A 19,112-nucleotide genomic window follows, 5' to 3' on the forward strand; every position below is an offset into this window, starting at 1 on the left:
TGGGGCGACGACTGCCCCGCCCGAACCACGGCGACCGTGCCCTGCTGGCCTCACGACAGCAGGAGCCTAACGTCCTGTCGCGTTCGCGACGTGACGCGCGCGCGAGTTGACACATATCCCGGCGCAGATACCCGTGGCACGATCGCGGGCAGCCCGAAAACGCCGGGGAGGCACATATGCGGTTCTGGACCGCGATCGTCATCATAACGTGTCTCGCCGTGGTCGGCCTCACCTACGAGATCGCCGCCGGCAGAGTGCTTGCGCCGTTCTTCGGCACTTCGCTCATCACCTGGACGGCCGTCATTGCCACCGTCCTCGCCGGGTTCTCGCTCGGAAACGCGCTCGGCGGCCTCGTGGCCGAACGGGAACGGCGCGCGGCGATGCGCGCGGTGCGCACGGCGCTCGTCACCACGGCCATCCTGATGGCGCTTTCGCCCACGGCGCTCGCGCTTCTTTACGCGCTCGGTGCGCGTGGCACGGGCGGCATGCTGCTGAGCGTGGTCCTCGCGTTCTTCCCGGCCTCGGTGCTGGTGAGCCTGCCCTCGCCGCTTCTGGCCAAGCTCGCCGTAGAGGCCCGGCCGGGTCGCGAGGGATCGTCGCTCGGGATGGTCCTCGCGGCCGGCTCGGTCGGCGCGATCTTCGGCGCGATCCTTGCCGGGTTCGTCACGCTGCCGCTCATCGGCTCGGCGGCGACCTTCACGGCATGCGGGGCTGCCGCGCTGTTCTGCGTGCCGTTCGTCCGCGCCGGCGCTTCGGACGACGATGACAATGGCGCGGCCCGGATCGAACGGCGCGAGGTGCGCGCCGCCGTCGGCCCGGCGGCGCTGATCGTCGTGGCAAGCGTCGCCAACGGATCGGTCTGCCGGTACGAGTCCGGGTTGTCCTGCATCGATGTCGTGCAGCGCGGCAGCGCCATCCAATTGATGTCCGACCGCACGCAGCAGGCGGCCGAGCGCACTCTCCGTCCCGGCGAACCTCTCGAGTCGTCGCCCGAGCTCATCCTCGAGTACACGCAATGGCTCTGGGCCCGGATGGACCGCGATCTCGGAGAGGCGCCCTCGGTTCTCTTCATTGGCGGCGGTGGCTACACCCTGCCGACCGCTTTGCTGGCCTCGCGCCCTGCGGCGGAGGCGATCGCGGTCGAGATCGACCCCCTGATCACCTCGGTCGTGCGCGCGCACCTGCCGCGCGCCGGGGCAATGATCGAGCGCGCCGGCTACGATGCCGACCGCACCGGCGGCGCGGCCTCCGCCGACGACGGACGGCTCGGCATCGTGCATGAGGACGGGCGCGTCTACATCAACGAGGCTGGCCGCCGCTTCGACGCAGCCGTGATGGACGCGTTCTCCTCGGGCTCCGTGCCGGCGCACCTCGCGACAATCGAGACGTACCGGCGGCTCAAGGCGATCGTCGACGGGCCGGTCTACGTGAACCTGATCGACACGCCCGACGGCCGGCTGGCTCGCGGAATCCACGCAATCCTCACCGAGCTCTACCCGCATGTCGACGCGGCGCAGGGCCCGGTCAGCGACCGCGGCCAGGCGAACACGGTCCTCGCAGCGGCCGAAGCGCCGTTCGATCCGCTCGATACGCTGCCACGGGATTACGCGCCCGTCTCGATCGGGCCGGGCCGGGCGTTCACAGACGATCGGGGCTGGTTCGGCCACCGGTAACGTCGTCGCCCGGGCCGGTGAATGGCACCCGCCGGAGCGGGCTTCACACCTTCGTCGAGAATTGCGCGAACGATGCGACTCGGGCGTTGGCCGCCGCGAAACGGCCGGCGAACGACAAGCCGCAGCGCCTCCGGATGATATATCGCAATCCGGGGACCAGCCGAGCGGGTGCGACGTTTCCGCCATCGAAAGACAACGATAAGGACCATCGCAATGATGGAATGGATACAACAATACGAGGCAGGTCTCATGCTCGCGGTTCAGGCCACATCCATGGTCGTCTGGATCGCCTATCTGCAGGTCTTCGTGACGAGCTTCCGCCGTCAGCGGCGCTCGAACATCTTCGTCAACCGCGTGGCCGGAAACCGTGACCGTGCGCACCTGCTCGTCGGCAACATGGGCGCCGAGCCGATCTACGTCTCGGCGATCATCGCCGATGTCTACGGCAACGACGCCCACCATTCTGCCGTCGTGACAGAGCGCGACGGCACGGATGCCGACGGAGCGAGTTCCTCGTCCGATGCCGGACCGTCGGAGCTTCTGTCAGCGACACGGCAGGGCCCGTTGCGCAGCGCCGAATACCGCGACGCGGGGTCTTTTCGCAGCCTGATCGACCGCACGCTCGCGACCGGGTCGCCACCGCTGTCGTCCGAAGACGTGACGAGCGTCACGATCACCGTGGCGGCGGAAAGCACGCACGACTCCTACCTCGTGGCGGGGCAGCAATCGTTCTGGGTCCGGCGCAACGACGACGGCCGGGTCTTCATCCCGCAGGCGACACGCACGCGTCAGATCCGCGGACGGCGTGCGCGCCGTCACCTCGCCGACCGGATGAAGCAGGCCCTGCAGGAGGAAGCTCAGCGGTTTCTCGGCACCAGCGCGACGCCGTCGGGCGGATTGGCGAGCGTGGCCTGACCGATGAGACAGTCTGAAATCTCACCCACCACGGAAACGCGTCCCCCCGCCCGCCTGGACCTGGATCAGCACGCGCTGTTCCTGGATTTCGATGGGACGCTGGCCCCGCTCGTCGATCATCCCGACGACGCGGCGATGCCAGAGCGCACGCGCCAGACCCTGATACACCTTCGGGAGAGGACGAATGGCGCTCTCGCCATCGTGTCGGGCCGCGCGCTGGCCGATCTCGCGCCGCGCCTGCCCGATAGCGATTTCGCGCTCGCCGGCTCGCACGGCCACGAGATCCGCCATCCCGGAGACCCCGATGCGGCCGCGCCCACGCTGGCCGCCCCTCTCGAGGCGGCCGAGGCGCGGCTGCACTCCTTCGCGCAGCGCCACAACCTGCGAATGGAACGCAAGCCCGGCGCTCTGACCCTGCACTACCGCGGAATGCCGCATCTCGAGGAGGCGGTGCGCGACACCGTCCGGACCGAAGCGGCAGCGCATGACGGCGTCACCGACCTGCACGGCAACATGGTCAGCGAATTGGTGATCGCGGGCGGCGGCAAGGGCAGTGCCATCCGCACCTTTCTCGATCGCGCGCCGTTCCGGGGACGGTCGCCGGTGATGATCGGTGACGATGTGACCGACGAGCACGGCTTCGATGCGGCACAGGCCCTCGGCGGGTTCGGGCTCAAGATCGGAGCCGGTCCCACCTGTGCGCGGCACCGGCTGGACTCGGTGCCATCGCTGGCCGACTGGCTGCACGCTATCGCCGATCCCGGATCGACGGACTAGCGGTCGAGCCTGTCGACTTCGAGGTAGCTCGGATCGAAGCGGGCCAGCGTTTTCAACCGATCGAAATCGTGGATCGCGACGCGATGGCGATGCCAATCGATCAGCCCCTGCGCGCGCAGCTCCTGAACGGCGCGGTTGGCGTGCGCCCGCGACAGCCCGAAGATCCGCTCCAGGTCCTTCTGCTCGAGCGCCATGTCAAAGGCTCCGTCCTCGACGAAGCCGATGATCTCGTAGCGCACGTAGAGTTCGCACAGGAAATGCGCGATCCGCTCCTTCGCGCGCAGGGTCGCACTCGCCGCGAGCCAGGCACGGTGGATCTTGGCGTCGATGAGAGTGGTCATCCACAAAAGGCGCGTCAGGTGCGGGTAATCGCGCGTCACCTCGCGCAGCGCCTCCTTGCGCACCAACTGCACCTTGCAGGTCCCCTGCGCGACCACCGAATGATCGAGGTATTCCAGCACCAGCGCATGCAGGTCGACGAAATCGCCAGGGATCTGGACCGCGGAGACGATTCCGGTCTCGGCTTCGGTCGGCTGTACCCGGAGCGCCATGCCCGAAACGACGAGGCAGCTCTCGTCCGGTGACGGGCCCTGCGGAATGATCGTCTGCCCATGCGAGAAGGTTTCCGAGCGTACCGGAAGGTTGGCAAGGGCCGCTTCTTCCTCGGCGTCGAGAGACGCGCGACGGCCGAGGACAAGCGACAGAAGCTGCGAGGTGCGTGTGGCGCTGCGGTCCAAGAGTCAGGCTCCGAAGTCTCGGCCGGGCAAGCCCGGCAGTGACGGATGGGCTTGCGACAATAACGCGCGGTTGACCGGCGCTGGTTCCCTGATTGCCAAACATCAATCCGGCTTCGGTCCGCGGAACGCGGGTTTCGACGTCACCGTTTCTATCCTGCATGGCGGAAACATGAATTGCCCGCGATGCACGCGACACCCCGATACAGGAAGCTCCACGCCATGTCCGGCAAACTCGTTGTCGTCTCCAATCGCATCCCAACCGACGCCGCGCCTTCGGGCGGGCTCGTCGTGGCGGTGCATGACGCGCTCGAACAAAGCGGTGGGCTCTGGGTCGGTGCTCACCCCGAGCGCGGCGGGCCCACCGACGACGGCCTGACCGAAATTGCGCGCGACAGCTACACGCGTCTCGCCTTTCACCTGAGCGAGGAGGAGTACGACAACTACTATCTCGGCTTCTCGAACTCGGTACTCTGGCCGATCTGTCACGGCCGGATTGATCTGGTGGAAATCGAGCGCTGCCACGAGGCGACCTACCTCGCGGTCAATCGCCGGGTCGCGCGCTTGCTGGCGCAGCACATCGAGGACGACGACCTCGTCTGGATCCATGACTATCACTTCCTGCCCCTCGCGCAGGAACTGCGAAGGCTCGGCGTCCGGGCTCGCATCGGGTTCTTCCTGCACATCCCGTTTCCGCAGCTGAGCGCCCTGTCGACCCTGCCGACGCCGGACGACTTCGCGAGATGGCTGGCCGCCTTCGATCTCGTGGGCCTGCAGACCCGCCGAGATACCGCGCGCTGTCTCGAGATGTTCCGCGCCGATCCCCGCGCCGAATTCATGCCGGACGGCACCGTCAAGTTTCACGACCGGGTCCTCGCGGTCCGGTCGTTCCCGATCGGGATCGAGGTCGACGGGTTCGCGGCGGCGGCGCGCGCACAGCAGGATGCTGCCGATCTCGGCTCGGATCTGGGCGACAGGCTGGTGATCGGCGTCGACCGGCTCGACTACTCGAAGGGGCTGCCGAACCGCTTCCGCGCATTCGGCGCCTTTCTGGGGGCCCGCGCACCCGAAGATCCGCGCGCGAGCCTTCTGCAGATCGCGCCACCCACGCGCGAGCGCGTCGCGGCCTACCGCGCCATCAGGACCGAGCTGGAGGAGATCGCCGGACGCCTGAACGGCGAGTTCGCCACGCTAGACTGGACCCCGATCCGCTACATTCACCACGCCGTCGAGCGCGACCTGCTGGCCGGTCTCTACCGCCGCTCTGCAGCCTGCCTCGTGACATCGCTCGCCGACGGCATGAACCTCGTGGCCAAGGAATACGTCGCAGCGCAGGATCCCGACGATCCGGGCGTGCTGATCCTGTCGCGCTTTGCCGGCGCGGCCGAGGACATGACCGACGCGATCCTCGTCAATCCCTACGACATCACGGAGATGGCCGACGCGATCTCGACCGCGCTGGCGATGCCGCGCGACGAGCGGCGCGCCCGGCACGAAGCATGCCTCGCCGCTGTGCGCGACAGCGACGTCGCGGTCTGGGCCGACCGTTTCGTGGCCTGCCTGCGCGCCTGCCCGCCCACGCTCATGGTCGGCGGACCGGGCGACCGTGCCGGCAATCTCCTTCCCTATACCAAACACGCCGAACCGGAGATCCAATGACACCGTTCCCCACCCCGGAGGCGGACGCGCCAGCCTGCCTCGACCACCTGCTCGGCGACGGGCCGATCATGGTCCTCACGCCGCATCCCGACGACGCCGCCTTCGGCTGCGGGGCGCTGTTATCGCACGCGTTTGCGCGCTCCGGCGCGCACGTCGTCTGCATGGGCGAAGGCCCGCATGCCGGACGCGCCGGAGGGGCGCCGCGCATCGGGGAGATGGAGTTGGCGCTCGTGCACCTGCGCGGCGGCGCGGGTGACATCACCGCGCTGCGCCGGCCGGCCGGCTGGGCCGAACAGCGCGATACCTTCCCCATGCTGGCGACGCATGTCGGCACCATCGCGCGGGCGATGGGGGTCCGGCGCATCTTCTCCACCGCGCGCACAAGCGACGATGCCGAGCATCGCGCGACGGCCGAGATCGCCGAACGCGCTGCCGAGATGTATGGCCTGGAGTTGTGGCACTATCCGGTCTGGGCGCGCTGGACCGACGACGCGCTCTCCTCCGGCGCAGCTCCGGGGTGCTTGCAGCGGCTTCCGATTGGCGCGGCCGCGCCAGCCAAGGCGCGCGCGATCGCGGCCTTTCGGGGCCAGGGCACGCGCGCCGCGCCGGCGTTGGGTGATGCCGCAGACCTGCCGACCGACGAACGCGATCAGTTCCTGGTGGGCGACGAGATCTACATGCGCGCGGATCGCGCGCCCAGCTTGGGCGGGGCGGCCCCCGACCGGACGCGCGCGGCGACCGTCGGGCCCGCCGACACGCCCTAGGCCGCGCCGCGGTCCGGTGCCGCCTGCCGCGCTCCGGTGTGCTGCACCACGCGCGCTCCGAGCTCGGTGGCGCGTTCCGCGGCCCGCGCCACACTGCTGCCGTTGGCCAGCTCGCCAAGCAGCCCGGCGGCATAGGCATCGCCGGCGCCGGTCGTGTCGACAACATCGGCTATCGGCTCTGCCGGCAGGGCCGCGGTCCCGACCATGTCGGACACCAGGCAGCCATTCTCGCTCAGCGTGACAGCCGCCGTGCCGACGTGACCCCGCGCCCAACGCAGCGCCGCCTGGGCCGACTCCACGTCTGCCAGCGCACACATCTCGTCGGCATTGCCGACGATTACGTCACAGCTCTCGGCGATGAAATCGCGCATCGCGGCGGCGTTGCGCTCGACACAGCCGGCGTCGGACGGTGTCATGGCGACCTGCGCACCGGCCTTCCGCGCACGGGCCGCGGCCTCGGCGACGACGGCGGCGCCCTCGGGCGAATCCCAGAGATATCCCTCGATGAAGACCATGTCGCAGGACTCGGGCATCGACTGCACCACGTCCTCCGGGCCGAGATGCTGCGCCGCCCCGAGAAAGGTGGACATCGTGCGCTCGCCGTCCGGCGTGATCATCACCATGCATCGGCCGGTGCCGACGGTCGCATGGCGAGGCGTCTCGAATCCGATGTCGAGCGCTTCGAATTCCCCGGCGAACACGTCGCCGAGGTCATCCGTCCCGAGCTTGCCCACGAAGCGCGCCGCGACCGGCTCGCCGGCGAGATGGGCGACGGTGTTGGCGACCGAGCCACCGGCCTGCCGCACGCCCGGGCCGATTTCCTTGTAGAGACCTGCGGCGGCCTCGGCCTCGATCAGGTGCATCCCGCCGGCGGTCAGGCCGTGGCGCGCCACGGCCTCCGGTCCCGTCTGGGCGAGCACGTCGACCAGAGGATTGCCGACCCCGACGACGACGGGTCCTTTTGAAACCACTGTCATGCCGTGTCTCCTCAGTACCGGTAATGCTCTGGCTTGAACGGGCCCTCGGGAGTGACGCCGATATAGGCGGCCTGCTCGGGCGAGAGCTCGGTCAGGCGCGCGCCGATCTTCTCGAGGTGCAGCCGCGCGACCTTCTCGTCGAGGTGCTTGGGCAGGACGTAGACCTCGTTCTTGTACTGATCGCCCTTGGTCCAGAGCTCGATCTGCGCCAGCACCTGGTTGGTGAACGACGCCGACATCACGAAGGACGGGTGCCCGGTGGCGTTGCCGAGGTTCAGAAGACGGCCCTCGGACAACAGGATGATGCGGTTGCCCGAGGGCATCTCGATCATGTCCACCTGGTCCTTGATGTTGGTCCACTTGTGGTTCTTCAGGCTGGCGACCTGGATCTCGTTGTCGAAGTGGCCGATGTTGCCGACGATCGCCATGTCCTTCATCTCGCGCATGTGGTCGATGCGGATGACGTCCTTGTTGCCGGTCGTGGTGATGAAGATGTCGGCGCTGTCGACCACGTCCTCGAGGCGCACCACCTCGAAGCCGTCCATCGCCGCCTGCAGCGCGCAGATCGGATCGCTCTCGGTGACCTTGACCCGCGCGCCGGCGCCCGACAGCGACGCGGCCGAGCCCTTGCCCACGTCGCCGTAGCCGCAGACCACCGCGACCTTGCCGGCCATCATCGTGTCGGTGGCCCGGCGGATGCCGTCGACGAGGCTTTCCTTGCAGCCGTACTTGTTGTCGAACTTCGACTTGGTGACGCTGTCGTTCACGTTGATCGCCGGGAAGGGCAGACGGCCTTCCTTCATCAATTCGTAAAGGCGGTGAACGCCGGTCGTCGTCTCTTCGGACACGCCCTCGATCGCGTCGCGCTGCTTCGTGAAGAAGCCCGGGGTCTCCTTCATGCGCTTGCGGATCTGGGCGAAGAGGAACTCCTCCTCCTCGGATCCGGGATCCGAGATCAGATCCTCCTCACCGGCCTCGACCCGCGCGCCGAGCAGGATGTACATCGTCGCGTCCCCACCGTCGTCGAGGATCATGTTCGCGCCGCCCTGTCCCGCGCCGTCGAAATGGAAGATCCGGTCGCAGTAATCCCAGTATTCCTCGAGCGTCTCGCCCTTGACCGCGAAGACCGGCGTGCCGCCTTCGGCGATCACCGCCGCGGCGTGGTCCTGCGTCGAGAAGATGTTGCACGACGCCCAGCGCACGTCCGCGCCCAGCGCCACGAGCGTCTCGATCAGGCACGCGGTCTGGATTGTCATGTGCAGGCTGCCGGCGATCTTGGCGCCGGCCAGGGGCTTCGAGGCGCCGTATTCCTCGCGCGTGGCCATCAGGCCCGGCATCTCCGTTTCGGCGATGTCGAGTTCCTTGCGGCCGTAGCCGGCGAGCGCGATGTCCTTGATGACGTAGTCGGTGGACAGATGGGGGGTGTCTTCGGCGGGCATGTTTCTCTCCTGTCGGGATGACTCGAAGACGCCGGAGCGCGCGGATCGCGCTCCGGCGTCGATGTTCAGTCGCGCCTCACTCGGCAGCGATCTTGTGACCGAAGGTCGAGGCGAGGTCGCGTGCCAGGTCGGTGCGCTCCCAGCCGAAGCCGCCATCGTCCTCCACCGGACGGCCGAAGTGACCGTAAGCCGCGGTGCGGGAATAGATCGGACGCTGCAGGTCGAGCTGCTCGCGGATGCCGCGCGGCGTCAGGCGCACCATCTGGCGCAGCGTCTCGCCGAGCTTCACCTCGTCGACCCGGGCGGTGCCGAAGGTCTCGACATAGACGGCGACGGGCTCCGGAACGCCGATCGCGTAGGCCAGCTGGATCTGGCAGCGGTCGGCGAGTTCGGCGGCGACCACGTTCTTGGCCAGATAGCGCGCCGCGTATGCGGCCGAGCGGTCCACCTTCGTCGGATCCTTGCCCGAGAACGCGCCGCCGCCATGCGGCGCCGCACCGCCGTAGGTGTCGACGATGATCTTGCGCCCGGTCAGCCCGGCGTCGCCTTCGGGCCCGCCGAGGACGAAGCGCCCTGTCGGGTTCACGAAGAGCCGGTCGTCGGTCACCGTCCAGCCTTCGAGCGAGGCCTTTGAGAGATACGGCTTCACCAGTTCGCGCACCTCGTCGCGGCTGACATCCTCGTCGTGTTGGGTCGACACGACGATGGCGTCGATGCCGACCGGTTTGCCGTCCTGGTATTTCAGGGTCACCTGGCTCTTGGCGTCGGGGCCGAATTCGGGGCGGACGCCCGATTTGCGGTCCTCGGCCATCATCCGCAGGATGCGGTGGGCGAACTGGATCGGCGCGGGCATGAGCTCTTCGGTCTCACGGCATGCATAGCCAAACATGATGCCCTGGTCGCCGGCGCCTTCTTCGCCTTTGTCACCCTCGTCCACTCCCATCGCGATGTCGCCGGACTGCGCGTGCAGCCGATTTATCACCTCGACGGTGTTCCAGTCGAAGCCGAGCTGGTCGTAGCCGATGTCGCGGATCGCCGCGCGGACGTGCTCCTCCACGGCCTTGCGCACGCTGTCCGGGCCGCGAACCTCGCCGGCGATGGTGACGTGGTTCGTGGTCGCGAGCGTCTCGACCGCGACGCGCGCATCGGGCGCCTCGGCCAGGTAGGCATCGAGAATCGTGTCGGAGATGCGGTCGCAGACCTTGTCCGGATGGCCCTCGGACACGGATTCGCTGGTGAAGAGCCAGGTCTTGGACATGTCGGTGTTCCCTGTTCCTTTGGATGAAGATGGTCGGCCCGCACCCGGCGGGTCATCGAAATGCATGCTTGGGGATGGATGCGGGGCCGAAGGGTCCGGCGCACAGCCGCGTGCGCCGGACGGAACGCTCACTCCGGTTTGCGGAAGAGCGTGATGCCCCAATAGAGGTTGCCGGCGTCGGCGGCCTTGACCCAGTTCTCGAGGCCGAGCGCCATCTTGTCGAGATACTCGGCCGAGGCCCCGGCCCCGCGCAGCTTGTCATAGTTCGACAGCAGCTCCTCGCGGACGCGGAAGTAGTGCGTGCGGAGCTGGTTCGTCATGTCCCGCTGCTCGATCGTCTCGAAGCCGATCCGCTCCGCGGCCTCGCGGTAGAACCCGGGCGAGCCGAGGTTCGACAGCTGCAGCCGGTCATAGACGGGCTGAAGCTGTGCGGGATCGGCATCGTTCGACTGCTGCGGATCGGTAAAGATGAAGTAGCCGCCCGACTTCAGAACGCGCCACACTTCCTGAAGCACCGTTTCGCGCTGATCGGAGTGCAGGATCGCGTCCTGGCTCCAGACGATGTCGTAGCTCGCCGCCGGCTCGGGAATGTCCTCGAACACGCCGTGGATCACGTTGATCTTCTCGACGAAACCCTGCTGGCGATTGCGGAGCCGGTTCGTGTCGTTCTGGATCTCGGAGATGTTGAGGCAGGTGGCGCGGCCGCCATGCTCCCCGACGACCTTGCGCATCGCGCCGCCGTAGCCCGCTCCGATGTCGAGGATGCGGGTGTCGGAGGTGAGGTTCGGCAGCATGCCGACCATCCGGTCGATGGTCACGTCCGAGGCCGTGCGGATATCGGACGTGTCGTCGTAGCAGCCGACGTGAAGATCCTGCCCGCCCCAGACGAGGCTATAGAACGTGTCTGCGTCGTCGCTGTCGTAGTAATCCTCGGCCACGTCGCGCACGTCGGTTTCGCCGTCCTCTCTCGCGCCGCCGCCCCAGCGGACGAGATGCATCGTCGACTTCTCGCAGACATGGATGAAGAAGTCCGGATCGTCCTCGGCGTAGGTTTCCTGGAAATCGCCGTAGGTGCGCACCCGGGCGAAGCCCGCTTCGCTCAGCAGGCGCCGCATGTAGTTCTTGCGGATGGGACACATGTTGAGCGTGTAGCTCTCTCCACCCGGAAAAGAGTAGCGCATCCGGCAGAGCCCCTCGTCGACGTGATCGGGCTCGGCCGTCACGCGATCGCCGCAGTAGTAGTACTTGTGCTTCGTGGAATAGCCGTGATCGATCATCGCGTCGTAGTTGCGCTGATCGAGGATCAGGATGCCGTCGTGCTTCAGCGCCGCATAGAACTCGGCGAGCGCGCGGCGCCGGTCGTGTTCGTCGTGCAGGTGCGTGAACGAGTTTCCGAGACAGATGATCGCGTCGTACTTGCCCTGGATGTCGCGATTGAGCCATCGCCAATCGGCCTGCACGGTCTTGAGGATGTGGCCTCGCGCCTGCCCGTTCTGGAACGCCTTGGCGACCATCGCCGCCGAGCCGTCCGCCGTCGTCACGTTGAATCCCGCCTCGGTCAGGCGCACGGAGTGAAAGCCGGTGCCGGCGGCAACGTCGAGGACGGTGTGCTTGCCGCGGGCGCGCAGGATGTCGATGAAGAACTGGCCCTCGCTCTCCGCGCGGCCCTGCCAGTCGATCAGCTCGTCCCACTTCTCGACGAACGCCATGACATATTCGCCGCGATAGAGGTCCGTGTCGCGATCCGCGAGCGGGTCGTCGCCGTAGGTTTGCCGATCGAGGTCGAGTTCGTAATTGGTGCTGCGGGCGGCATCTTTCATTCTCTGTCTCTCCCTGCTCCGCGGGCGGTCCGCGGCCGTGGCGTATCGGCTCCGGCCCCCGAGCAGAGGCCAGCCATATTGAACGGGCGCACTGCACCGCGACGGTGCGAGGACTGCGCGCTTGTGTTTCGTGCCAGCCGCCGGTTCACCTGCAGCGCCCTGTTCCGGGCGCCGTCGAGGCTGTGCCTTGTCGGTCTGTGCGGGCCGCGCTCTTGTCTGGCGGTCCCGTGTCGGGCGACTGCCGCACCGCCGTAGCGGCTCCGACTGGCCATAGGCTTACCGGAGGGCAACGCTATTTCAACCGAAACATCTGTGAAACGCGATGAATGCCGGCTTAGCGGTTGAAAACAATAATATGTTTCCGCATGAAATGTTTACGACATCTAGGAATTATCGGTACTTAGCCGAAGAATCGCGCGTCGCGACAATATCTGGATTGACGTGTTCGTGCGCCTTTGCGATCGCGCGCGAACGCAGTCCGCAGCTCATTCCCCGGACCCTGCCGGGCCGCGAAACACATGCGTTCCGCGGCTTGCCGACAGTCCCGCCAGACCCGCTCGCGGGGCGAGGCAATCCACTAGAAGTGGTGCTGCCTTTCGAATGCATGAAAATGATGCACCGGACCGTGGCCAGAACCGACCGACAGCCTGCCGGAGCCCGCGATCGCGGCGGTCGTGTAGCTCTTTGCCTGCTGCAGTGCGGCGCCTAGATCGGATCCGCGCCCGATCCACGTGGCGAGCGCCGAGGACAGAGTGCACCCCGTGCCGTGCGTGTTCCGCGTCTCCACCCGCTCGCTGTCGCTCCACCGGCCACCCGTGGCATCGACAAGGAGGTCCGGGCTCCGGTCGCCCGGCAGGTGGCCGCCCTTCAGCAAGACCGCAGTCGGTCCGAGCGCGAGAACGTCCCGCGCCGCACGCTCCATGTCGTCGCGCGTCGTTGCCGGTGCAGCGCCAAGGAGGTCGGCCCCTTCGGGCAGGTTCGGCGTGATGATCGACGCCATCGGCACGAGCACGTCGCGCAGCGCGTCGACGGCGTCGGACGGCAGAAGTCTGTCGCCGCCTTTCGCCACCATCACCGGGTCCAGGACGACCGGCGCATCGAGGTCGGCCAGTGCATCGGCCACCGCCGCGACAATCGCGGCACTGCCGAGCATGCCGATCTTGACGGCATCGACGCGGATGTCCTCCCGGATCGCGGCGATCTGCGCCGCGACCATTCCCGGCTCGACGAGCGCGACGTCCCGCACGCCTTGCGTGTTCTGTGCCGTCAGCGCGGTGATCGCAGCCATGCCGTAGCCGCCATTGGCCGAAATCGCCTTGAGATCGGCCTGGATCCCGGCACCACCCGAAGGGTCGGATCCGGCGATCGACAAAATATTGGAGATCATGTCCGCCTCCATGTTTCGACAAGGGTTCGGGTCGCGGCCTCAGGATCGGGCGCACGCACGATGCACGACACGACGGCCATGCCTGCGGCGCCAGCGCGCTTCAGGGCGGGCGCGTCCGCGGCCGTCAGACCGCCGATGGCGATGGCCGGCACTTTGAGCGCTGCCACGATCCGCGCGAGACCGTCGACTCCGACCGGCGCCGCCGCGTCGGGTTTCGTTGCGGTGGCCCGGATCGGACCGACGCCGACATAGTCCACGCCGTCAGGCACCCGGGCGCACTGCGAGAGCGTCTCGATCGACAGGCCGAGGCACGCGTCCGGCGATATCCGGTCGCGCGCTTGGCGCGGATCGCCGTCGCCCTGTCCGACATGCAGGTCGGCGCCGGTGATGCGCGCGACCTCGGTCCGATCGTTGACGAAAACCCGCACGCCAAGCGATGCGAATTCGGCAAGGAGCGTTTCGGCGAGCGCCGCGATTTCGGCATCCGACGCGCGCTTGTCGCGGATCTGGACGGCCCATGCCCCGCCGCGTGCGGCAGCGCGCGCCTGATCCAGAACAGGAATCGGCGCAGCAGGGTCGGTTATCGCGTAGACCGCGCCGATCACGCCACGACCTCTATCCGCGCCGCCGTGTCCAGCGCCGCGGGCGTCTGGGTATAGAGCGCGTCAAGGAAGGCGGGCATGAAGCTCCCGGGCCCGGAGGCACTGCGCCCGGCCTCCTCTCCAGCGACGCCGTAGGCGGCGAGCGCGGCCACGGTTGCGTCGAAAACCGGCTGCCCGACGCAGAACGCCGCGATCACGCCGTTGAGCGAACACCCCATCACGGTGATCCGCGACATCATCGGGTGCCCGTTTCCGACGCGCGCCGCGCGCTGGCCGTCGGTGATGAAATCGGACGGTCCGGACACGGCGACGATGCCGCCCGTCCGCGCGGCCAGTTCGCGCGCCGCGTCCTGCGCGGCCTCGACGCTGTCGCCGGCATCGACCCCGCGCGCGGAGCCCCGCAGACCTGCGAGCGTCAGGATCTCCGACGCGTTGCCGCGTACCACGCTCGGCCGGAGATCGAGAAGCCGCGCCGACAGGCCCTGGCGGAACGCCGTCGCCGCCACACCGACCGGATCGAACACCCAGGGCCGGCCGTTGCGCGATAAGACCTCTGCGGCGTCTTGCATGGCGGCGCCCCACGTCGCGTCCGCGGTGCCGATATTGACGGTCAGCGCTTGCGCGAGCCCGGCGAACTCCGCCACCTCCTCGCGCGCATGGACCATCGCCGGCGACGCTCCGACGGCCAGAAGGACATTCGCCATGACGTTCATCGCGACGAAATTGGTGATGTTGTGAACGAGTGGCCCCTGCTCGCGCACGCTTTGCAGGAAAGGTCCGGGGGTGTGCATCGTGCCTCCTTTCCGGCGGGGCACGGAGCACGGCGCCACGACGTTGGGCGCGTCTCCGCAACTTCCTCCGCCGGCATGATCCGGGTCAGGTTCGAAGGGTCCTTCTCAGCCCGCGCGTGGCGGACGCCCCTGTTGCGGTCTCGAGCGTGGCAGACTCGAACCGGGCATTCAATGGCATCGCGGGTATCGATACGGCGGCGCGCCGCGCCCGCCGTCGATCCCGCTTGCAAGTTCGCCGCCAAGCGCCTCAGATACGTCCGAGCGAGGCCTGTCTGGAGACGATGAGTGACGCAAGATCCAGCGCAGGCAGGCAGCGGCGCGCGCAACGACGCGCAACGGCAGGACGGATCCTGCCGATGGTAGTTCGTCGATGATGCGCCGGCGCGCCCTGCTCGCACTCCTGCCGATCCTGCTTCTGAGCGCATGTGGTGGCGTGCAGTCCGTGCTCGGTCCCGCCGGCCGCGATGCGGAGGTCATCGCGACGCTTTTCTGGTGGATGCTCGGCGGCGCAGTCGTCCTCTGGCTTCTGATGAACGGGCTTCTGATCTTCGTGTCGCGGATCGACCGGCGGCCGTATTCGCCGCGTGCGGCCGAGGCATTGATCATCGGCGGCGGCATCGTGTTTCCGACGCTGGTGCTCGGCATTCTGCTCGCCTTCGCCCTGTCGGAGATGCCCCGCCAGCGCGAGCCGGGCTCGGGGCTGACCGTGCGGGTCACCGGCGAGTCGTGGTGGTGGCGGGTCGAGTACCTGCCCGACGGCGCGTCCGACCCCGTGGTGGCGGCCAACGAGATACGCCTGCCTGTCGGTCAGCGCAGCGAGATCACGCTCAACGCCCATCGCGTCATCCACTCCTTCTGGATCCCCGCGCTCGGCGGGAAGACCGACATGATCCCGGGCCGTGAAACGCGCATGTCGCTCGAGCCCACGCGCGCGGGCGAGTTTCGCGGACAATGCACCGAGTTCTGCGGCGAGAGCCATGCGCTCATGGCCTTCGGCGCCGTGGTGATGGAGCCCGAAGATTTTGCCGAGTGGCTCGCCAAGGAGGCCGAACCGGCCACGTCGCCCGCGACCGAGGAGGCCCGGCGCGGAGCGGCGGTGTTCCGCGCGGAGGGCTGCGGTGCCTGCCACGCCGTGCGCGGCACTGCAGCCAGCGGCCGGGTCGGGCCTGACCTGACGCATGTCGGCGGGCGCGTCTCGCTGGCCGCCGGGATCCTGCCCATGACCGAGGACGCGCTCGTGCGCTGGATCCGCGACCCCGAGGCCGTCAAGCCCGGCGCGATGATGCCCGGCTACGACCACCTGCCCGACGCCGACCTGCGGGCGCTGGCGATCTATCTGGAGGGTCTGACGTGACCGACTTCGCCGGCTCCCTGCCCGAGCGTCCGCGCGCCGGCGAGATCGAGGACGCGATGCCGCAGGGCATCTATCCGCCGACCGAGGAGATGCTGAACGAACCCGTCGATCCAGAGTTGCGCGAGGCGCAGGCGGCGCGGCTGCGCGCGGTCTGGGCGGAACCGCCGGGCTGGCGCTACTGGTCGGCCGTCAACAACTCCGAGGTCGGCGCGTGGTACTCGCTGACCGCCTTCGCCTTCATGCTGGCCGCAGGGGTGCTGGCGCTGCTGATGCGCGTGCAGTTGTCGGTGCCCGAGAACGACTTTCTTTCGGCCGACCGGTTCAACCAGTTCTTCACCATGCACGGCTCGGCGATGATGTTTCTCTTCGCCGTCCCGATGTTCGAGGCGATCTCGATACTGCTGCTGCCGGCGTTCCTCGGTGCGCGGGACATGCCGTTCCCTCGGCTGAGTGCCTACGGCTACTGGTCGTTCCTGATCGGCGGCATCTTCGTCCTCAGTTCCATCCTCTTCGGCGTCGCGCCCAATTCGGGCTGGTTCATGTATCCGCCGCTGGCCACAGAGGCCGAGGGACCCGGCAGCGACATCTGGCTTCTCGGCCTGTCCTTCATCGAGGTCGCGTCGATCGCGGCGGCGGTCGAGCTGATCGTCGGCGTCATCAAGTGCCGGCCACCGGGGATGCGCATCAACCTGATGCCGCTCTACGCGTGGTATGTGCTCGTCGTCGGCGGCATGATCCTGTTCGCGTTCCCGCCGCTCATCGCCGGCGATTTCCTGTTCGAGATGCAGCGCTCCTTCGACTGGCCGTTCTTCGACCCGGAGCGCGGCGGCGACCCGATGCTATGGCAGCACCTGTTCTGGATTTTCGGTCATCCGGAGGTCTACATCATCTTCCTGCCGTCAATCGCCATCGCCGCCATGGTCATCCCGACTGCGGCGCGCCGTCCGATCGTCGGCTATTCCTGGATCGTGCTGTCGGCCGTGGGAACCGGATTCCTGTCCTTCGGGCTCTGGGTCCATCACATGTTCACCACGGGCCTGCCGTCGATGTCCCTGGGCTTCTTCTCGGCGGCGTCGGAGGCGGTAGTGATCCCGACGGGCGTGCAGCTCTTCGCCTTCGTCGCGACGCTGCTGGTGGGCCGCGTGCGGATGATCCAGCCGATGCTCTGGATCGCCGGCGCGGTCGCGATCTTCACCGCCGGCGGACTGACGGGCATCATGGTGGCGCTGGCGCCCTTCGACTGGCAGGTGCACGACACCTACTTCATCGTGGCGCACCTGCACTACACGCTCTTCGGCGGGATGGTCTTTCCGATCATCGGCGGGGTCTACTACTTCTATCCGTTCTTCGCGAAGAAGAAGATGTCGGACCGGCTGGGCAAGGTGTCGTTCTGGCTGACCTTCACGGGTTTCAACATCTGTTTCATGCCGATGCACCTGACCGGTCTGCAGGGCATGCCGCGGCGCGTGTTCACCTATCCCGGGGATATCGGGTGGGACTGGCTCAACATGATCTCGACGCTCGGCGCCTTCGTCACCGCCGCGGGCATCCTCGTCTTCGCGTGGGATCTGCTGCGTTCGAAGAAGGACCAGCCCTTCACCGAGCGCAACCCCTGGGGCGGCGGCACGCTCGAATGGGCGCACGACGTACCGGATCTGGGTTGGGGCGCACGTTCGGTGCCCTACATCACGTCGCGATACCCGCTCTGGGATCAGCCGAAACTGCTGGAGCGCATGGATGCCGGACGGTTCTACATTCCCGACGCGCCCGAGGGTCTGCGCGAAACGGTCGTGACCTCGGCGGTGGACGCGGTGCCGCAGCACGTCGCGCGGATCACCGGCCCGGCATGGTGCACGCTCTGGGCGGCCGCGTTCACCGGCGGAGCTTTCATCTTTCCGACCTTCCACATGTACCCGCCCGCAATCCTCTGCGGCGTGCTCGCCATCGCGACCGTGATCTGGTGGCTCTGGACCTCGACCGCCCAGGTGCCGGAGGCCCCGATGAAGGACGCCGGGCTCGGCCTGCGGCTGCCGACCTACGTCTCCGGACCGCGCGCGCCCGGCTGGTGGGGCGTCTTCATCACCATGCTGGGTGACGCGACGGCCTATGCGAGCCTGATCTTCGGCGTGTTCTTCTACTGGACCGCGCGGCCCGACTTCCCGCCCGACAACGCCACCCACGCCGATCCGGCCTTCGCGGCGCTGGCCGCGGCACTGCTCGGCGGAAGCTGGGCGATGACCCGTATCGCACGCGGCGTGAACCGCCAGGGCGACCGGCGCACGGCGCGCGTCCTCCTCGGCCTCGCGCCGGTAGCGGCGCTTGCCGGCGGCGCAGCGCTCGTCTTGGCGGTCTGGTGGCCCGGGCTCTCGCCCGCCACGCATGTCTACCCGGCGACGATGTGGGCCATCGTCGTCTGGACCTGTGCGCACATCGGCGTGGGCGCGATCATGCAGCTCTACTGTCTCGCTGGGTCGATCTTCGGCAAGCTGACGCCGCGCTACGACGCGGATCTCTGGAACACGACGCTGTTCTGGCACTTTCTGGGCGTGACCTGCCTGATCTCGGCCGCGGTGATCGGTCTTCTGCCGAGGGTTCTGTGATGCTGGGCCGCCGCGAGGAGAGCCTGTGGCACATGATCGCGGCGCCCACCGTATGGGCGCTGCACTTCTGTCTCTGCTACGGCTGGACGGCGTCCGTCTGTGCCCGGACCGACGACGTGACCGCGGCGCGGGTCGGCATCGCGCTTGTCTCGGCCGCCGCGCTCGTGGCCATCGCCGTGATCGGCTGGCGCGCATGGCGACAATGGGATTACCTCGACGACTTCGATTACGAGCACGATCGCCCGACGGTGGAGGATCGGCGCGAATTCCTCGGACATGCGGGGTGGCTGCTGGCGCTGGTCTCCGGGATCGGAACCCTCTTCGTGGCGAGCCCCGCGCTCTTCATCGAGAGCTGCCTGTGA

The 19,112-nt window shown here is 67.9% G+C and carries 16 protein-coding genes and 1 riboswitch; of the genes, 8 read left to right on the forward strand and 8 right to left on the reverse strand.

All coding sequences use genetic code 11. The annotated features are described in order from the left end of the window. Positions 1 to 176 precede the first annotated feature (176 nt). The 3 genes from ROJ8625_RS01610 (at position 177) to otsB (ending at position 3,365) form a co-directional block, all read left to right on the forward strand. The gene (locus ROJ8625_RS01610) at positions 177 to 1,673 is read left to right on the forward strand and encodes a fused MFS/spermidine synthase (RefSeq protein WP_085790101.1); all 1,497 of its coding nucleotides are present in this window, start codon (positions 177 to 179) and stop codon (positions 1,671 to 1,673) included. A gap of 213 nt (positions 1,674 to 1,886) precedes the next feature. Next, complete coding sequence (locus ROJ8625_RS01615; RefSeq protein WP_085790102.1) at positions 1,887 to 2,588, forward strand: hypothetical protein; 702 nt, start codon at positions 1,887 to 1,889, stop codon at positions 2,586 to 2,588. Between the two features lie 3 nt (positions 2,589 to 2,591). Continuing rightward, positions 2,592 to 3,365, forward strand: coding sequence for a trehalose-phosphatase (gene otsB / locus ROJ8625_RS01620; protein ID WP_085790103.1), 774 nt, complete (start codon positions 2,592 to 2,594; stop codon positions 3,363 to 3,365). Here otsB and ROJ8625_RS01625 read toward each other — a convergent pair. Continuing rightward, entirely contained in the window at positions 3,362 to 4,102 is a 741-nt protein-coding gene (locus tag ROJ8625_RS01625) for a Crp/Fnr family transcriptional regulator (RefSeq protein ID WP_085790104.1), read from the reverse strand. The two genes, otsB and ROJ8625_RS01625, sit on opposite strands and share 4 nt — an antisense overlap. A gap of 219 nt (positions 4,103 to 4,321) precedes the next feature. Between ROJ8625_RS01625 and ROJ8625_RS01630 the strand changes: the two genes are divergently transcribed. Then, positions 4,322 to 5,758 (forward strand): alpha,alpha-trehalose-phosphate synthase (UDP-forming), encoded by a 1,437-nt coding sequence (locus ROJ8625_RS01630; protein WP_085790105.1) that lies wholly within the window; start codon positions 4,322 to 4,324, stop codon positions 5,756 to 5,758. Then, positions 5,755 to 6,522, forward strand: a complete 768-nt coding sequence (locus tag ROJ8625_RS01635) for a PIG-L deacetylase family protein (RefSeq protein ID WP_159456693.1) — start codon at positions 5,755 to 5,757, stop codon at positions 6,520 to 6,522. Before ROJ8625_RS01630 ends, ROJ8625_RS01635 begins: the two co-directional genes overlap by 4 nt. Here the strand turns inward: ROJ8625_RS01635 and ROJ8625_RS01640 are convergent. The 7 genes from ROJ8625_RS01640 to thiM form a co-directional block, all read right to left on the reverse strand. Next, positions 6,519 to 7,499, reverse strand: a complete 981-nt coding sequence (locus ROJ8625_RS01640; RefSeq protein ID WP_085790107.1) for an adenosine kinase — start codon at positions 7,497 to 7,499, stop codon at positions 6,519 to 6,521. The genes ROJ8625_RS01635 and ROJ8625_RS01640 overlap by 4 nt on opposite strands. A gap of 11 nt (positions 7,500 to 7,510) precedes the next feature. Beyond that, positions 7,511 to 8,938: an adenosylhomocysteinase gene (gene ahcY, locus ROJ8625_RS01645; RefSeq protein ID WP_370738458.1), complete on the reverse strand. Its 1,428-nt coding sequence runs from the start codon at positions 8,936 to 8,938 to the stop codon at positions 7,511 to 7,513. A gap of 76 nt (positions 8,939 to 9,014) precedes the next feature. Further along, positions 9,015 to 10,196 (reverse strand): methionine adenosyltransferase, encoded by a 1,182-nt coding sequence (gene metK, locus ROJ8625_RS01650; protein WP_085790108.1) that lies wholly within the window; start codon positions 10,194 to 10,196, stop codon positions 9,015 to 9,017. Positions 10,197 to 10,324: 128 nt separating this feature from the next. Further along, on the reverse strand, positions 10,325 to 12,016 hold the full coding sequence (locus ROJ8625_RS01655; RefSeq protein ID WP_085790109.1) for a glycine/sarcosine N-methyltransferase: 1,692 nt from the start codon (positions 12,014 to 12,016) through the stop codon (positions 10,325 to 10,327). Between the two features lie 577 nt (positions 12,017 to 12,593). Then, positions 12,594 to 13,403, reverse strand: a complete 810-nt coding sequence (gene thiD, locus ROJ8625_RS01660; RefSeq protein WP_085790745.1) for a bifunctional hydroxymethylpyrimidine kinase/phosphomethylpyrimidine kinase — start codon at positions 13,401 to 13,403, stop codon at positions 12,594 to 12,596. Further along, positions 13,400 to 14,008: a thiamine phosphate synthase gene (gene thiE, locus ROJ8625_RS01665; protein WP_085790110.1), complete on the reverse strand. Its 609-nt coding sequence runs from the start codon at positions 14,006 to 14,008 to the stop codon at positions 13,400 to 13,402. The genes thiD and thiE overlap by 4 nt, the downstream gene beginning before the upstream one ends. Then, the gene (gene thiM, locus ROJ8625_RS01670; RefSeq protein ID WP_085790111.1) at positions 14,005 to 14,796 is read right to left on the reverse strand and encodes a hydroxyethylthiazole kinase; all 792 of its coding nucleotides are present in this window, start codon (positions 14,794 to 14,796) and stop codon (positions 14,005 to 14,007) included. The genes thiE and thiM overlap by 4 nt, the downstream gene beginning before the upstream one ends. A 45-nt stretch (positions 14,797 to 14,841) precedes the next feature. After that, positions 14,842 to 14,937: riboswitch (TPP riboswitch) on the reverse strand. A gap of 232 nt (positions 14,938 to 15,169) precedes the next feature. Here thiM and ROJ8625_RS01675 point away from each other — a divergent pair. The 3 genes from ROJ8625_RS01675 to ROJ8625_RS21260 are packed head-to-tail and all read left to right on the forward strand — an operon-like array spanning position 15,170 to position 19,112. Next, complete coding sequence (locus tag ROJ8625_RS01675) at positions 15,170 to 16,150, forward strand: cytochrome c oxidase subunit II (protein ID WP_143535046.1); 981 nt, start codon at positions 15,170 to 15,172, stop codon at positions 16,148 to 16,150. Between the two features lie 56 nt (positions 16,151 to 16,206). Next, entirely contained in the window at positions 16,207 to 18,750 is a 2,544-nt protein-coding gene (gene ctaD, locus ROJ8625_RS01680) for a cytochrome c oxidase subunit I (protein ID WP_085790746.1), read from the forward strand. Continuing rightward, positions 18,750 to 19,112, forward strand: coding sequence for a hypothetical protein (locus tag ROJ8625_RS21260; protein WP_085790113.1), 363 nt, complete (start codon positions 18,750 to 18,752; stop codon positions 19,110 to 19,112). Before ctaD ends, ROJ8625_RS21260 begins: the two co-directional genes overlap by 1 nt.

The sequence above is a fragment of the Roseivivax jejudonensis genome, assembly GCF_900172265.1.
GTDB classification, from domain to species: domain Bacteria; phylum Pseudomonadota; class Alphaproteobacteria; order Rhodobacterales; family Rhodobacteraceae; genus Roseivivax; species Roseivivax jejudonensis.

What these genes read in the sequence shown, in the direction of transcription:
- ROJ8625_RS01610 (WP_085790101.1), top strand. Translation starts at nt 177, where the DNA reads ATGCGGTTCTGGACCGCGATCGTCATCATAACGTGTCTCGCCGTGGTC.
- ROJ8625_RS01615 (WP_085790102.1), top strand. Translation starts at nt 1,887, where the DNA reads ATGATGGAATGGATACAACAATACGAGGCAGGTCTCATGCTCGCGGTT.
- otsB (WP_085790103.1), top strand. Translation starts at nt 2,592, where the DNA reads ATGAGACAGTCTGAAATCTCACCCACCACGGAAACGCGTCCCCCCGCC.
- ROJ8625_RS01630 (WP_085790105.1), top strand. Translation starts at nt 4,322, where the DNA reads ATGTCCGGCAAACTCGTTGTCGTCTCCAATCGCATCCCAACCGACGCC.
- ROJ8625_RS01635 (WP_159456693.1), top strand. Translation starts at nt 5,755, where the DNA reads ATGACACCGTTCCCCACCCCGGAGGCGGACGCGCCAGCCTGCCTCGAC.
- ROJ8625_RS01640 (WP_085790107.1), bottom strand. Translation starts at nt 7,499, where the DNA reads ATGACAGTGGTTTCAAAAGGACCCGTCGTCGTCGGGGTCGGCAATCCT.
- ahcY (WP_370738458.1), bottom strand. Translation starts at nt 8,938, where the DNA reads ATGCCCGCCGAAGACACCCCCCATCTGTCCACCGACTACGTCATCAAG.
- metK (WP_085790108.1), bottom strand. Translation starts at nt 10,196, where the DNA reads ATGTCCAAGACCTGGCTCTTCACCAGCGAATCCGTGTCCGAGGGCCAT.
- ROJ8625_RS01655 (WP_085790109.1), bottom strand. Translation starts at nt 12,016, where the DNA reads ATGAAAGATGCCGCCCGCAGCACCAATTACGAACTCGACCTCGATCGG.
- thiD (WP_085790745.1), bottom strand. Translation starts at nt 13,403, where the DNA reads ATGATCTCCAATATTTTGTCGATCGCCGGATCCGACCCTTCGGGTGGT.
- thiM (WP_085790111.1), bottom strand. Translation starts at nt 14,796, where the DNA reads ATGCACACCCCCGGACCTTTCCTGCAAAGCGTGCGCGAGCAGGGGCCA.
- ROJ8625_RS01675 (WP_143535046.1), top strand. Translation starts at nt 15,170, where the DNA reads ATGCGCCGGCGCGCCCTGCTCGCACTCCTGCCGATCCTGCTTCTGAGC.
- ctaD (WP_085790746.1), top strand. Translation starts at nt 16,207, where the DNA reads ATGCCGCAGGGCATCTATCCGCCGACCGAGGAGATGCTGAACGAACCC.
- ROJ8625_RS21260 (WP_085790113.1), top strand. Translation starts at nt 18,750, where the DNA reads ATGCTGGGCCGCCGCGAGGAGAGCCTGTGGCACATGATCGCGGCGCCC.